A 15,619-nucleotide genomic window follows, 5' to 3' on the forward strand; every position below is an offset into this window, starting at 1 on the left:
AACCATTTGATTTGCCGCTACTCTATGGGGTATAAACTTTGCTATTTATGGGCGCTAAAAAAATCTTGAGAACTGTCGGTTTGCTGCTGGCTTTACTTATTTCATCCATTTCTTCATTGGGCCAAAAGGTTGGCCCTACGGCGCCTCAGGTTATGGAATGGAAAGTGGGCGATACGGTGCGAAAGGCATTGGTTTATATCCCCGCCGGGGCTAAAACAAGTAATACACCTGTTATTTTTGCTTTTCATGGGCATGGGGGCACTATGGAGAATATGTTTAAGACCCGGCGTTTTGACCAATTATGGCCAGAAGCCATATTTATTTGTCCGCAGGGTTTAAATACAGCCGGGCAATTAACCGATCCGGAAGGAAAACTACCAGGCTGGCAAAAGGGGATAGGTGCAAATGAAGATCGTGACCTGAAGTTTTTTGATGCGATGCTTGCTTTTTTTCAAAAGAACTATCGGGTAGACCCTAAAAGGGTTTATGCAACCGGTCATTCCAATGGCGGAGGGTTTACCTATCTGCTTTGGGCAACAAGAGGACCTGTATTTGCAGCGCTTGCGCCTTCGGCAGCGGTGGCAGCCCGGATAATGAATCAGTTAAAACCTAAGCCGGTATTGCATCTGTATGGCGAAAATGATAACCTGGTTAAAACGCAATGGCAGAAAAGTACTTGTCAGTTCCTGTTGAAGCTAAACAGCTGCAGCGATAAAGGAGAGCCTTTTGCCGATCAGGCCATGCTGTATAAATCTGCTACAGGTAATCCGGTGGTGATTTACAGTCATCCCGGAGGGCATACTTACCCCCAGGCCGCAAACCAGGTGATCATCAATTTCTTTAAGCAACACCCTGGTCTTTAGTGTAAAAATACGGTGGTTTATTCTCTTTTGTAAGTTGTTTCTACGCCATCAGCCGCAATAATACCGATGAAAATAGTGAGCTTATTGCCTGATAAGTTGATATAGTATTCATCCTCAGAGGGGCTAAATCTGATCCTGGCGTTCGCTTTACTGGCATTAATGGCCACGTCGGCTTTCTCTAGGGTAAAGGTTCCACTCTCGGTAATTTCTCCTTTCTCATAACGGGTATAGGTTTGTCCTTCAAATTTATACTTATTGCCATTGCCCTTTTTAAAATTCGGATCAAGACCTGGTACCTGTCCGCCAGCTAAATGTCTTAATTCCCAGGTGCCCTCTATGCCGTCTTTGCTGACTACTTTTTTGCAGCTTAAAGCGGTGAGTAAAAGCATTGCCATTAATGTTAAATTCAGAATCCTTTTCATATTTGTTTGAGTTTATGCCTAAAACGAGCTGGAACGCAAAAATGCTACAGAAGATTGGCTGCTTAAAAGAAAGCACATTGCCTGGAGGTGAAGCCCACAGTTTTAAAAATCAGTAAATTCATTTCAATTATGTTGAAAATAGCCCTCATAGCTTATCGCGGGCTTGAAATCTTTGTACATTGAGGTTATGAAATATATTATATAGATGAAAAAACAGCTATACTTATTTGCAATCCTATTTGTTGCTTTTGCGGCAAAAGGCTACTCCCAGGCCAAAACTGATGTGGTTTGGAAAGAAGTGGATGGTGTGTCGATGCCAGTACCGCCAAAGGTACACCCCCGGTTATACATTCGTGATCAGCAAGTGCCTGATCTGAAAAACAGAATGAACGATCCTGAACTGAAGAAGGTCTGGGCCGATATGATCAAGATGCAGGAAGACTGGAAACCGGAGGACATTCCCGAGGTTAAAGACTTTCGCTTTTACTTTAACCAGAAAGGACTTACTGTAAGGGTTGAACTTATGGCGCTCAAGTACCTGATGACCAAAGATCCTAAGATAGGTCGTGAGGCCATCACCTCTATTATTGATACCCTCGAAATCGCTACTTTTAAAGAAGCTGGTGATATTTCAAGAGGTATTGGCCTGTTCATGGTAACAGGTGCTATAGTATACGACTGGTGTTACGATCAGTTGAAACCCGAAGAGAAAACCCGTTTTGTAAAAGCCTTTGTAAGGCTGGCCAAAATGCTCGAATGTGGCTATCCACCTGTAAAAGACAAATCTATTGTAGGGCATGCTTCGGAATGGATGATCATGCGCGACCTGCTTTCTGTAGGTATTGCTATTTATGATGAATTTCCAGAGATGTATAACCTGGCAGCGGGCCGCTTTTTCAAGGAGCACCTGGTGGCACGTAACTGGTTTTATCCATCACATAACTACCACCAGGGTATGTCTTACCTGAATGTAAGGTTTACCAATGATCTTTTTGCGCTGTGGATATTAGACCGTATGGGTGCCGGCAACGTATTTCATCCCGGACAGCAGTTCGTACTGTACGATATGATCTATAAACGCCGTCCCGATGGACAGATCCTGGCAGGGGGAGATGTAGATTATTCCCGTAAGAAACCCAAATATTATTCTTTACCAACATTTCTGGCAGGCAGCTATTACAAAGATGAATACCTGAATTACGAATTTCTGAAAGATCCTAATGTTGAACCGCATTGTAAGTTATTTGAATTCCTGTGGCGCGATACCAAACTTGGGGCCCGTAAGCCAGACGATTTGCCGCTATCCAGGTATTCTGGCTCACCATTTGGCTGGATGGTTGCCCGTACAGGCTGGGGGCCAGAAAGTGTAATTGCGGAAATGAAGATCAATGAATATACTTTCCTGAACCACCAGCATCACGATGCCGGAGCTTTCCAGATTTATTATAAAGGGCCGCTGGCTATTGATGCAGGATCGTATACAGGTACTGCAGGTGGGTATAACAGTGCGCACAATAAGAACTTTTTTAAACGGACCATCGCCCACAACAGCTTATTGGTTTACGATCCAAAAGAGGTTTTTAACATTCATGGATACGGCGGAAAAGACCAGACTGATTTTGCTGCCAATGATGGCGGACAAAGATTGCCTGGAAATGGCTGGACTGCCCCGCGCGATCTTAAAGAAATGCTGGCAGGCGATTTCAAGACCGGTAAAATCCTTGCACAGGGATTTGGCCCCGATAGCCAGGTTCCTGACTATACTTACCTGAAGGGCGATATTACAGAAGCTTACTCAGCCAAAGTGAAGGCCGTAAAGCGCTCCTTTATGTTTCTGAACCTTAAAGATACCAAAGTTCCTGCAGCTATGATCGTTTTTGATAAGGTGGTATCTTCCAATCCTGATTTCAAGAAGTTCTGGTTACTGCACAGTATTGAGCAGCCACAGATCAAGGGTAACCAGATAACTATAAAACGTACAAAGAACGGGGATAGTGGTATGCTGGTGAACACCGCTTTACTGCCTGATGCGGCAAATGCCAATATCCAGTCTGTGGGTGGTAAGGGTAAAGATTTCTGGGTATTTGGAACCAATTATGCCAACGATCCAAAACCAGGTACCGACGAGGCGCTGGAGCGTGGAGAATGGAGGGTGGAAATCAGTCCTAAAAAAGCTGCCGCTGAAGACTACTATCTGAATGTAATGCAAATTGCTGACAACACCCAGCAGCAGCTGCATGAGGTTAAGCGCATTGATGGCGACAAGGTAGTGGGGGTACAGCTGGCAGACAGGGTAGTTACCTTTAGCCGGACTTCTGAAACCCTGGATCGCGGTTTTACTTTTTCCGTTACCGGAAAAGGGACATTCCAGTTTGTAATAACAGATCTTTTGCCGGGTACCTGGCAGATCCTGAAAGATGGTAAAGTATTTAAGCCTGCGCTTTCTGCCAAAGCTGATGATGGGTCGCTTTATTTTACAGGCACTGAAGGAAGCTATCGCTTTTTGAGATAAATCCTGCGGATTTTAAAAGTTATATAAAAATAAAGGCATCTACCCTAGGGTAGATGCCTTTCTCAATTTATGAAGGAAATCTAATTAAGCGATTTTAACATTAATTGCATTCAAGCCTTTTTTACCTTGCTCGATGTCATAGCTTACAGTGTCATTCTCACGAATGTTATCTAATAAGCCAGAAGAATGAACAAAGATTTCGCTATCGCCATTAGCTGGCACGATAAATCCAAAACCTTTTGTTTCATTGAAAAATTTTACTGTTCCTTGTTGCATTGTATTTTATTTAATTATATAGCAAAGGTAGCAAAAATATTGGAAATCAAAATTTTATTTTTTAAATAAATTGATGTTAGAATATTATTTTATTGACTTGAGTGTTTCTGTAAAATTATTTTGCCTTATGCGCTATCTTGAAATAGCCTACGACATAGCTGCAAAAAGAAAAAATAAAAGGAATTAAAAATAAGGGCCAATATATTGCATTTGTCAAATCAATTATTAAACTTTGATATAACCAAACCATACTGCCGTAATTACTAAAAACTATTATTAACGTAATCAAATTCCATTTTTGATGTTTCAGAATCCTTTTTCATTTGAAGGCCGAATTCGCAGACTCGAATATTGCCTTAGCCAGCTGATATATCTTTGTTATGTATTTGCCGTTGGGTTTATTTTTGGAGCTATCGGACTGATAGATGATACTGAAAGTCCAAAAAATTCATTAACAATATTGATTGCAATTCTTCCCGGTATTTACTTCCTTTGGGCACAAGGTGCTAAAAGATGCCATGACAGGGGAAATAGTGGTTGGTACCAGTTAATACCTTTTTACGGCTTTTGGATGTGTTTTGCCCCTGGAGATACAACTGAAAATGAATATGGCGACAATCCCAAGTTACCCAAACAATACTACGACCCTTTTGCTGTCGATACCGGATCGGATGGTACGGGAAGTAATATGGTTTTGGTTGAACCAATTGACGATGTGGATGAAGATGGGATTATAAAAGAAAAATAAGTTTAAAATCTAAAACCGCATTACATCGGTATCAGGTGGCACATGTCCCAGCAAACGGCTCATGGTCATCAATTGTCCTTTGTGATGAAATTCATGGGTAATCACATGCGTAAAGATGCCATAAGCGTCGGTTTCAATGTACTTATCTGCCCATTTATAGCCTTTAACAGCGCTGCCGGGATCTTCTGCATATTTGCTGATGAACTGCTCCATAACCTGGTTTACCTCTTCAAACATCACCTGGAGTTGTTCCAGAGTACCAAATTCGTTTTCTTCATAATAAGGCTTTTGCATAGATAAAGCAAAATTGCCGGCCCAGGCAATATAGGTATTGGCTACATGTACCAGCATATAAACGATGCTTTTATGGTTAAAGGCCTCAACATTTTTCAGGATGTCCAGTTTTACCTCATCCCGAAGGTACCGGAACACTACCGCCCGAGATTCTTTTATGTGCTGGTATTGAAGTGTAAGCAAGTTGATCATAGGTTAAATATAGGAAAATGGAGCTCTTTCTTAACCGAAGTCAAGAAATTTGTATAAAACAAAGCGTTATTTTGCAGCCCGGTAGTTAAAACAATACTTTATGAAGCCAGCAGGCAGTGACGAACAGCATTTGATGAAAGCAGCCATAAGATACCGGTACTGTAGCCCAGATCAGTTAAGGGTAGCGGCCATACCAGTCCCAGTACCTGCCCATGATGAAATTCTGGTTAAGGTTAAAGCTACTACTGTAAACCGGTCAGATTGCGGTGTGCTTACCGGCAAACCCTGGGCAATCAGGTGCTTTATTGGGCTATTTAAGCCTTACCGCCCCGTTACAGGAACCGATTTTGCAGGTATAGTAGTGGAAAAGGGCGCAGGCGTGCACAACTTTAACGTTGGTGATAATGTGTATGGCTTTTTTGATCAGGGCTTAAGCTCACATGCAGAATATGTAGCGGTATCTGTTAAACAAGCCGTGCTTAAAATGCCCGGCCATATAAATTTTGAGCAGGCGGCAGCAAGTTTGGAGGGCGCACATTATGCCTTTTATTTCCTGGATCCGTTAAAGGTTAAGGCTGGTGATAAAGTATTGATCAACGGGGGCACCGGCGCTATTGGCAATGCGGCATTACAATTTTTAAAACATTTGAAGGTTCAGGTTACCGTAACCTGCGAAACCGCTTATACGGCCGTACTCCAATCTCTGGGTCCAGATCGGGTCATTGATTATCAGAATGAAGACTTTACCAAGCTTAATGAGCAGTTCGACTACGTTTTTGATGCTGTTGGAAAAAGCACTTTCGCGCAATGTAAGCCACTGCTCAAGCCAAAAGGCATCTATGTCTCGTCCGAGCTGGGCCCCAACTGGCAAAACCCGCTGCTGGCTTTGTTAGCTCCATTTATGCCAGGTAAAAAAGTAAAATTTCCGCTTCCTTATTCCATACACAGGAGCATGCAGTTTATTGACGGGCTAATTTTAAAGGGAGAATTTACTCCATTAATAGACCGGAGGTACAGTCTGGCCGAAATTGCCGATGCTTATACCTATGTTATGAGCGGACAGAAAAAAGGAAACGTGGTACTTACTTTCGATTGAGTTTCCGCAATTGCACTTATTCATCATCTAGGGTTAAGAGATATTTCAGATTTCTTTTAACTTTAGTAGATAATTTTAATGATGAACCGCAACAATAGCCCCATACCGCCCAATAAGCCCGAACCAGATGCTGAGGTTCTGGAGATCATGAAATCACTTGTAAGTTCAGATTATAATACGCCGGAAGAAAAGGAGTTCTTTGCCGCAAATATCCCTGTTAAGCGGGTAAAGAAAGGAATGTTTTTATTGAAAGAGGGCGAGGCCATTACGGCATCATACCATTTGTTTAAAGGTTGTGTAAGAGAATATTATTATAAAGATGGTGAGGAAAAGACCGTGGCATTTTATACAGTTGGCGAAAGTTTAACTGATGGTGGGAATAACTTGAATAGGATTCCCAGTATCGTAAACTGGGAATGTGTTAGTGAATGTATTGTTTCAGTTTTTCCATTTGAAGTGGAATATGAAATGTACAAGCGTTTTCCAAGACTGGAATCTATGTGCAGGATGGAAATGGAAAAGCAGTATTCAAACTATAAAGCAGCTATAAATCAATTTTTATCTTCAAGCCCAATGGAGCGTTATGAACATCTGATCAGGACACGGCCGGAGCTGTTTCAATTGGTCCCGCTTTACCATATTGCAAGCTACCTGGGCATTAAACCAGAATCTTTAAGCAGGATAAGGGGCAGGATGCGTTCATCTGCAGCCACAAAGTAAGTTGTTCATTTCCTAACCGAAGTCAAGTAGTCCGGGCTTTCCCGATTTTATTTTTGTACCAGATAATATCAAAGTATAAAAATTAAAAATCTTATTATGAAAAACCTAGCCCTTGCATTTGTTGCGGTCCTTACAGTTTTGGTATCCTGTAAAAAAGATGAAAAGAAAAATCCTGAGCCTTCATCGCGTACCCTCCGCTATGAGATTACCGGAAATTTTACCGGCTCTCTTGTTGCTTCCTATACCACTGCTTCAGGCGGTGTATCAGCTGATCCGGTGACTTTACCATGGAACAAAGAAATCAATTATGCCCAAAGTGTAACTGCAGCTGTTCTGGCTGTGGCTGGAAGTGGCGGTACTGCCGGGCAAAAAGTTACCGTAGTGATCAAGAGAGGTGGAGTTCAGGTAGGTGAACCTATAGAGGCGATTGCCAGTAGTGCCGGCAGTTTTACGAAGTCTGCAGCACCTGTTGTCTTTTAATTATTTTCTGCTCCAGAGGGCTATGAGCTAATTCATAGCCCTTAAAAATGCATAAATTAGCCGCTCAACGGTTTTAGAATACCGAAAATTATACACAGTTTTGGAGGAAACAAAGTGTAAGCTGAAAAAGCCAGATGGATAGCTATGAATCGTTAACAGATCAGGAGTTGCTTGTGTTGTTGAAGCAGCAGGATGAGCTCGCTTTTGCTGAAGTGTATAGCAGGCACTGGGATATGCTTTTTCAGCATGCACGTAAAGTATTGCGTGATACTGATGAATCAAAAGATCTTATTCAGGATTTGTTTATATCGTTTTGGACAAAATCAGATAACCTGGATATCAGGACCAACCTTAAGGGGTATTTCTATCGCGCGGTTCGGAACAGGATCTTAAATCTTATCCGCAATAAAAAGGTAAACCACGATTTTATTGAATTGATTGCTGCACAGATGGACGATAGTGACGATACCATTTTAGACGGCATTAATGAGCGCGATCTGGTGAAACTGATAGATGAGGAAATTGAAAAATTGCCGCCTAAAATGAAGCGTGCATTTGAAATGAGCAGAAAGGATTTCCTGAGCAATAAGGAGATTGCGGCACAGCTGGGCATTTCAGAAGATGCAGTCAAACAGCAAATATCACGTTCTATGAAGCTGCTCAAATCCAGGTTGGGTAAATATCCGGGCCTATCTATTGTTTTGATTACTTTGATGCACCAGCAAATTTAATTTAAAAAAAATGTCACCGGCGCTTTTGAGAGGTGTCTTGCTTATAACAGGATAACTATGGATACTTCAAAAGATAAAGCCGAAAGACTAGTAGATGCCTACCTTTCTGGCCATGCAACTGACCGGGAGCGCCATATGCTTGAGCATAAATATGCAAGAGCTTTATTGCAAAGGGAATACATTGATGATCTGGAACCAGAAGAAATTAATGCACTGCGCAGAGAAGGCTTCCTGAAGGCTATGGCTGCTATCCGTGAAACGGATCAAAAGCCCGCAACCAGGAAATTATGGCCCCGTATTGCTCTAGCAGCCGCGGCATTTGCCGCAATTACTTTAAGCATATGGCTATATACCTTTTACAATCCGGTTCCCGGCGGGCAAGCCGAAAATGGGCAGGGGCATAGGTATACAAATGACATTGGACCTGGAAAACACACAGCTACAATCACAACCGCAAACGGACTTACAGTGCAGCTTAGTGACACCAGAACGGCAGTCATTATGAAAGAAGGAAAGGCCTTCTACAATGACGGTAGCCCTGTTCAGCAAGTTTCATCTGGCTTTGATAAAACCTTGAAAATTAGTACACCGCGCGGCGGTACTTATCAGGTTACATTATCTGATGGTACACGTGTATGGCTTAATGCTGCTTCCAGCTTAACCTATCAGGCCAATCCCGATGTAGGGGGGCAGCGTAGTGTACAACTTGAAGGAGAAGCTTATTTCGAAGTAGCCAAAGACAAAACCAGACCTTTTATAGTACATAGCCGAAACCAGCAGGTACAGGTGCTGGGAACACACTTTAATGTAAATAGTTATATAAACGAGGCCGAAACCCGAACCAGTTTGCTTGAAGGCAGTGTAGCAGTAACTGCTGCAGGTAAGCGTTACCAGCTAAAACCTGGTCAGCAAGCTGTAGTTTCAACAGAGAATGTAGAGATTGGTGCGTTTGATACCGAAACAGCCCTTGCCTGGAAAAATGACATGTTCATACTCAACAATCAGAACCTCGAGAGTATCCTGAGACAAGTAGAGCGATGGTACAACGTAGACGTTGAATACCGCGATCAGGCCCTTAAAAAGCAAACTTTTGATGGTGCCGTATCCAGGTTCCAGAATATTTCGCAATTGCTTGAAGTATTGGAATCTACCGGTGCTGTTCATTTTAAACTCGAAGGAAGGAGGTTAACAGTGACCAGGTAGTACAACAACAAATGAACATATAACCGGAAGTGCGCTAACACTCCCGGCTAAATCAGGTGTTCAGCAGAAACGTATCGAAACATATCAACTAAACCACTAAAAACAAATGTATGAATTTTAATCAACTGGTTCGTGCAATGAAACTTACTATACTATTGATTACGGTAATTGTTTTGCAGGCTGCGGCCTCAGGCTTTGCCCAGAATGTCACTTTCAATAAAAGGAATGCCACTTTGAGGCAGCTTTTTACAGAGATCAGAAAGCAGACGGGCTACAACGTGCTATGGCAACGTGAAAAAGTAAACGCCGACATTAAAGTAGACATCACATTCCGGAACACGCCACTTGCAGAGGTACTGAAAACTGCACTGGAACCACGGCTGTTAACCTATTCTATAGTTAACAAGACGGTAGTAGTTAAGCCGCAGGAACCATCTTTAATCCAAAAAATAACACGCTTCTTTTCTGCCATAGATGTAAAAGGCACGGTTACGGATGCGGAAACAGGTAAAGCCATACCTGGGGTAACCATTACTTTAAAAGGTACTAAACGTCTTGTTATTGCCGATGAGCAAGGCAACTTTATTTTCAGTGATGTACCGGAAGATGGTATACTGGTATTTTCTAATATCGGTTATGTGAGTTCGGAAGTAAATGCAGCTGCAAAGCTGATGGTAAAACTGGTACCCTTTAACCAAATGCTCGAAAACGTTGTGGTATCTACCGGTTACCAGTCCCTTCCCCGCGAACGTGCTGCCGGCTCTTTTGGGGTAATAAAGCAGGCCACACTCGATAAAAGGAGCAATGTAAACATCCTGTCTTATCTGGAAGGGCAGGTGCCGGGATTGCTTACCGGTGCCGACGGCAGGATCACTATCAGGGGCCAAAGCACCTTGGTAAACGCCAATAAAGACCCGCTTATAGTGTTGGATGGTTTTCCAATAGAACGTTCCGTAGAAAGCATTAACCCAAATGACGTAGAAAGCATTACTGTTTTGAAAGATGCGTCTGCAGCTTCTATATGGGGCGTAAGGGCTGCCAACGGTGTAATTGTAATCCAGACCAAGCGGGGGCAATCTGCTGTTAAGCCGCTAGACATCAGTTTTTCCTCTACCTTATCGCTTACACAAACTTCTGATCTGGCTAAACTACCCTATGCATCAACAGCTTCATTTATTGAGCTGGAGAAGTACAAGGTAGATAACAATCTTACTTTTTTTACCGGCAAACCACGCCCGGCCATCACACCGGTGGTAGATGCCTATTTAAACAATCCCTCTGGTGCTGCTGCCCTGGTAGGTCCGCTTCAGCAGATCAATTCGTACCAAGAGTTTAAGGATTTGTTCATGAGCCCTGCCAACAGGCAGCAATACGCCCTGAACATTGCGGGCAAAGGAGAAAAATCCACACATCGAGCATCATTCAGTTACGATAAGGTAAATGCCGAATTTAAACACAACAGCACAGAACGTCTGCTGGGCGATCTGTTTGAGACCCTGACGCTGCTTCCTTCCTTAAAGGCCGAACTGGGGCTGAACTTTGTGCTGAACAATACCAGGAACAACGGTATGGGTTTTAGCGATCTGAAAACGCTGCTGCCTTACCAGCGTATTGTTGGCGACAATGGCGTGTATCTGCCCCAGCCCCAAACCTTTTATCAGGGCGATAAAGATGCTTTGGTTGCATCGGGCTATCCCTATAACTGGAACTATAACCTGATGCAGGAGTACAACAATAAAGACAACAAAATAATTAGCAGTGGTTTAAATGCCACAGCAGGACTGAATTATAAGATTATGGAAGGGCTGTATGCCCTGGCTGCATACCAATACGAATCAGGAACTTCTACTGCTACAAATCTGTACAATGAAGAAAGCTATTTTACCCGGAATGCGGTTAACTTTTCTACTTCAGTTAAGAATAATGTCATCACTACTGGTATCCCCAAAGGGAGTATATACAGGGAAAGCATTGGCAGAACCTATTCGCACACTTTCAGGGGATTGCTGCGGTTTGATAACGAACTTACTCCTCAAAAGCACTACCTCTCGGCTATAGCCGGTATGGAGGTAAGGGCAGTAGGCAGCAAACTGTCTAACCAGACCAAATATGGCTACAATCCGCAGAGCCTGCAGTTTGCAAGGGTAAATTACAATACCATGTATACCGATATAAGGGGCAGCCAGCAGCTTATTCCGGATGAGACCATTTTCCAGGACAACCTAAACAGGTTTGTTTCTTTTTACTCAAATGCAGGGTATACCTATAACGACAGATATACTTTAAATGCAAGTGCCAGGCTGGATAAGACCAATCTTTTCGGCTCCAGCGATCAGTACAGAAATGTATGGTTGTGGTCTGCCGGGCTAAGTTGGCAGCTGCATAAAGAGGCTTTTTTGCAGCATTCCGTGTTCAATAGCCTGGTTTTGCGCGCCAGTTATGGTATCAATGGAAATGTAGACCGCAGTACCAGCCCTTACCTGATTGCCAATGTAGCAACAGACCAGCAAACCAATCAGCCTTATGCTTATGTCGCGAATCCTCAAAATCCGCTGCTGAGGTGGGAAAAAACTACAGTTACCAACCTGGGACTGGATTTTGCCCTGCTTAACGGAAGGTTAAGCGGTACGCTTGAGTATTATCATAAATTAAGTGATGACCTGCTGGGCAACGCTACGGTTAATGGTACTTATGGTTTTAACAATGCCTATATCAATTATGCCAGTATGAAAAACAGGGGGGCAGATGTACGTTTATCGGGCCAGATTTTAAACCGGAATTTTAAATGGAATGCAACCCTGAATTACAGCTACAATCAGAATACCGTTAAGCACGTAGATTTTCCACAGAAAACCGTAGGCTCATACCTGGCAGGTGTGGCACAGGAAGGCAAGCCGCTTGATTATTTGTACAGCTACAAATGGGCAGGACTTTCGGCAAATGGCTGGCCGCAGGTATTCAATGAAAAGGGGCAGGCTGTAGATTATAAAACAGATATGGCCAGTACACTGGCGTTGGTTTACCAGGGAACAGCAACGGCCCCTCATTATGGTGCGCTGATCAATGAATTCAGTTATAAGGGTTTCTCTGTACTTACCAATTTTACTTTTAAAATGGGCCATAAATTCAGGGTGCCCGTAATTCAATACGAGCCTATTGGCGATGCGGCACAAGTGCATAAAGATTGGGACCTAAGATGGAAAAAAGCAGGAGATGAGGCCTTCACCAATGTACCAGCTGCGCCAACTAGCATAACCGGGCTTAACGTATACGACAGGTATGCCAGGTATGCCGATATCCAGGTAGAAACAGCTTCACTTGTCCGCTTCAGGGAATTGCTGATCAACTATGCTTTTGATGCAAAACTTTTTAGAAAAACTCCCTTTACCAGGCTCAACCTTGGCTTGCAGGCGCGTAACCTGGCTACCTACAAATTCAACAAGGCAGGTCTGGACCCGGAGTACCTGGTGCAGGACAGGAACAATATTGTACTGCCGCCAAACCCGGAATATTCATTAATTATCAGAGCTAACTTTTAATGTCAAACAGGATGAAAAATATAAAATACATTTTGCTGCTTGGGGCCGTACTTATAAGCCTAACGTCATGCAAAAAATACCTGGACGTTGTGCCAAAAGGAAAGATCATACCCAAAACAACAAGCGATTATCGTTTATTACTCAATCAAACTACAGCAAAGGGTAGCTCTGTAGGGTTTGTAAGCAGTTTCAGCAATGATTTGCTAATGGCTGATGACATGGAGGTCAATGCTTTCTCCGCCAGTTTTTATAAAGCATCGGATCAAAACCTGCTAATGTTTGCTGACCACATTTACCAGGATTTTGAGTCAGATCCTGATTGGGAAGCGCTATATAACCAGGTGTATGTAGCCAATCTCGTCATCAAGGAAGTCATGGATTCTGAAGGAAGGACAGAGGCTGAAAAGAACAAGCTACAGGCCGAAGCCAGGGTTCATCGTGCATATGCTTTTTTGATGTTGGTGAATCTTTATGCCAAAGCCTACAGCACCACCGGTGCATTGGCCGATATGGGCGTGCCTTTGCGTACCGGGCTCGATTTTGAGGAGAAGCTGAACAGGGCAACAGTACAGGAGGTGTATAACTTTATACTGAATGATCTGCAGCTTGCCCTTGGTAAATTGCCGCTTACGCCTGAAGCCAATTACAATTACCGGCCTGTTCAGGCCAGCGCCGAGGCCTTGCTGGCCAGGGCATACCTTTACATGAGCAACTTTGCCGAAGCGTTCAAATATGCAGACGCATCTTTAAGGAGTTACAGCACCTTGAACAACTACAACAGTTTACCTGCCAGTGTTGTGTTCGCAGGTAACTTCCAACTGCCGCTCAATTTGCAGAACAAAGAAATACTGCAATTAAAATCGACTATTTCCAATACCTCATTATTTTATGCTAATGCGGCGCTTATTGCTTTGTACGACAAACAGAATGATCTTCGTTTCAAAACTTTGTATGCCAGTGATGCGATAATTGGCTTAAATAATGGCTATATCAGTACCGATTGGACAGGAAATACACCCGCAAAGGGTCCTTCTACTGCAGAGATGTATTTAACACGGGCCGAATGTTATGCAAGAAATGGCAAAACTCAGGAAGCACTGCAGGATCTCAATACATTAAGAGCGTCAAGGTATAAAACAGGTAGTAGTTACATGCTTACTGCAGGCAGCCCAGCAGAGGTGCTCAGCCTTGTAAAAGCAGAGCGTCGCCGGGAACTCGCATTTCGTGGTTTCAGGCTGTTCGATATCAAACGTTACAATGTGATTGATGGCGATAACATTACCATCACACACGCCATTAATGGCAAGACTTATACACTTGCACCCGCAAGTCCGCGTTCGGTATTGCCGATCGGAAGAAAATATATAGACCTTAATCCCGAAATCTTACAAAATCCACGTTAATCATGAAAACCATTTATATCCAAAAAATAAAATACCTGCTGGCCGTAGTACTGCTGGTATGCACTTCTGCAGTAATGGCCGCCAACCAGTTTGAACTCAACGGAACTGCTGTAGGTAAAGACGGGCAACAGGTAGAACTGATCAGGTATACCGAAGGCTCAATCAATAAACTGGCCACTACAACCGTAACGGCAGGTAAGTTCCATATCTCCATTCCTGTTGATGAACTCAGCCTCGCTGTTTTACAGATCAACAGCGGCTTTGGAGGTACTATAATTGTTGAGCCTGCAGTTGTTCAGTACCGCATGAACGCCGATGGCACCTTTGAAATTAAAGGCGGTAAATACAACCCGGTATTATTGGGCTACCTGAGAAATAAGGCTTATATAGCAGCCGATGAATTGTTCAGAAAACTGACCAAGGGCGGAAATGTAGCGGCAGTGAAAGGCACAAAGGAGGAATGGGAAATGATCCAGCCGTTTTTAGAAAAAGAAGAACTGAGGAGCAGTTACCTGGCAGCTTTGGTAAAAAACAATCCGGATCCCAAAGTTAAGGTAATGGCGGCCCTGATGTGTGAGCTACAGCCGGATGCTGCTAAAACCATGGAGATTATTGATAAAGTAGCGCCAAAGGTAGGAGAAAATACCATTATGATGCGCAGGGTTAGGGCAATGGCCAAACAACAGGCCGAGGCATTGGCCCGCAGGCATGCAGGAATGCTGGGCGAACAGTTTGCAGATTTTACTGCAGCCAATCTGAAAGGGGAAAGCATGAGCCTTGCCCCGGTAGTGAAAGCCAATAAATATACATTGGTCCAGTTTTGGGCATCCTGGTGCGGACCTTGTCGTAAAGAAATTCCTCTATTGAAACAATTGTATAAACAATACAAATCCAAAGGAATGGAAATTGTGTCTTTCTCTATGGATGATAACCGGTACAATTGGGAGAAGGCATCTGAAGTGGAAAAGCTGCAATGGATAAATGTATCCGACCTGAAGGCTTTTAAGAGTAGTGTGGCCAAAACCTATCCAATAGCGGGCATCCCGGCAAATGTGATCATTGACCAGCAGGGGAAAATTGTGGCCAGTAACCTTACCGATAAGGATCTTGAAAATAAAATAGAAAGCCTGTTTAAGTAGT

The 15,619-nt window shown here is 43.2% G+C and carries 14 protein-coding genes; 11 read left to right on the plus strand and 3 right to left on the minus strand.

Features of this window, described 5'->3' with window-relative positions; all coding sequences use genetic code 11:
* Positions 1-47 precede the first annotated feature (47 nt).
* Positions 48-863, plus strand: coding sequence for a CE1 family esterase (locus tag B9A91_RS15295; protein WP_084239886.1), 816 nt, complete (start codon positions 48-50; stop codon positions 861-863).
* 17 nt (positions 864-880) lie between these two features.
* On the opposite strand, the gene B9A91_RS15300 is transcribed toward B9A91_RS15295, so the two are convergent.
* Entirely contained in the window at positions 881-1,285 is a 405-nt protein-coding gene (locus B9A91_RS15300) for a lipocalin family protein (protein ID WP_144008953.1), read from the minus strand.
* Between the two features lie 205 nt (positions 1,286-1,490).
* Between B9A91_RS15300 and hepB the strand changes: the two genes are divergently transcribed.
* Positions 1,491-3,797, plus strand: a complete 2,307-nt coding sequence (hepB, locus tag B9A91_RS15305; RefSeq protein ID WP_084239888.1) for a heparin/heparin-sulfate lyase HepB — start codon at positions 1,491-1,493, stop codon at positions 3,795-3,797.
* 84 nt (positions 3,798-3,881) lie between these two features.
* On the opposite strand, the gene B9A91_RS15310 is transcribed toward hepB, so the two are convergent.
* Positions 3,882-4,073, minus strand: a complete 192-nt coding sequence (locus B9A91_RS15310) for a cold-shock protein (protein WP_084239889.1) — start codon at positions 4,071-4,073, stop codon at positions 3,882-3,884.
* A gap of 301 nt (positions 4,074-4,374) precedes the next feature.
* On the opposite strand from B9A91_RS15310, the gene B9A91_RS15315 reads away from it, so the two are divergent.
* On the plus strand, positions 4,375-4,821 hold the full coding sequence (locus B9A91_RS15315) for a DUF805 domain-containing protein (protein ID WP_084239890.1): 447 nt from the start codon (positions 4,375-4,377) through the stop codon (positions 4,819-4,821).
* 9 nt (positions 4,822-4,830) lie between these two features.
* Here B9A91_RS15315 and B9A91_RS15320 read toward each other — a convergent pair whose 3' ends face one another.
* Positions 4,831-5,307 carry a DinB family protein gene (locus B9A91_RS15320; RefSeq protein ID WP_084239891.1) on the minus strand — a complete coding sequence of 159 codons (477 nt, stop codon included), beginning with the start codon at positions 5,305-5,307 and terminating at the stop codon, positions 4,831-4,833.
* A 100-nt stretch (positions 5,308-5,407) separates the two neighbouring features.
* Here B9A91_RS15320 and B9A91_RS15325 point away from each other — a divergent pair, with 100 nt between their 5' ends.
* The 8 genes from B9A91_RS15325 to B9A91_RS15360 all read left to right on the plus strand — a co-directional run bounded on the left by B9A91_RS15325 (position 5,408) and on the right by B9A91_RS15360 (position 15,618).
* The gene (locus B9A91_RS15325) at positions 5,408-6,403 is read left to right on the plus strand and encodes an NAD(P)-dependent alcohol dehydrogenase (RefSeq protein WP_200815671.1); all 996 of its coding nucleotides are present in this window, start codon (positions 5,408-5,410) and stop codon (positions 6,401-6,403) included.
* A 78-nt stretch (positions 6,404-6,481) separates the two neighbouring features.
* Positions 6,482-7,123, plus strand: coding sequence for a Crp/Fnr family transcriptional regulator (locus B9A91_RS15330; protein WP_144008954.1), 642 nt, complete (start codon positions 6,482-6,484; stop codon positions 7,121-7,123).
* A 96-nt stretch (positions 7,124-7,219) separates the two neighbouring features.
* Positions 7,220-7,603, plus strand: a complete 384-nt coding sequence (locus B9A91_RS15335) for a hypothetical protein (RefSeq protein ID WP_084239893.1) — start codon at positions 7,220-7,222, stop codon at positions 7,601-7,603.
* A gap of 134 nt (positions 7,604-7,737) precedes the next feature.
* A complete protein-coding gene (locus B9A91_RS15340; RefSeq protein ID WP_084239894.1) occupies positions 7,738-8,334 on the plus strand; it encodes an RNA polymerase sigma factor in 597 nt (198 codons plus the stop codon).
* A 57-nt stretch (positions 8,335-8,391) separates the two neighbouring features.
* Positions 8,392-9,537, plus strand: coding sequence for a FecR family protein (locus tag B9A91_RS15345; RefSeq protein ID WP_084239895.1), 1,146 nt, complete (start codon positions 8,392-8,394; stop codon positions 9,535-9,537).
* Between the two features lie 110 nt (positions 9,538-9,647).
* Positions 9,648-13,076 carry a SusC/RagA family TonB-linked outer membrane protein gene (locus B9A91_RS15350; protein ID WP_084239896.1) on the plus strand — a complete coding sequence of 1,143 codons (3,429 nt, stop codon included), beginning with the start codon at positions 9,648-9,650 and terminating at the stop codon, positions 13,074-13,076.
* Between the two features lie 11 nt (positions 13,077-13,087).
* Entirely contained in the window at positions 13,088-14,479 is a 1,392-nt protein-coding gene (locus B9A91_RS15355) for a RagB/SusD family nutrient uptake outer membrane protein (protein ID WP_159451706.1), read from the plus strand.
* A gap of 2 nt (positions 14,480-14,481) precedes the next feature.
* On the plus strand, positions 14,482-15,618 hold the full coding sequence (locus B9A91_RS15360) for a TlpA disulfide reductase family protein (protein ID WP_084239898.1): 1,137 nt from the start codon (positions 14,482-14,484) through the stop codon (positions 15,616-15,618).
* The last annotated feature ends 1 nt before the right edge of the window (position 15,619 follow it).

The organism is Pedobacter africanus (assembly GCF_900176535.1).
Classification (GTDB): Bacteria; Bacteroidota; Bacteroidia; order Sphingobacteriales; family Sphingobacteriaceae; genus Pedobacter; species Pedobacter africanus.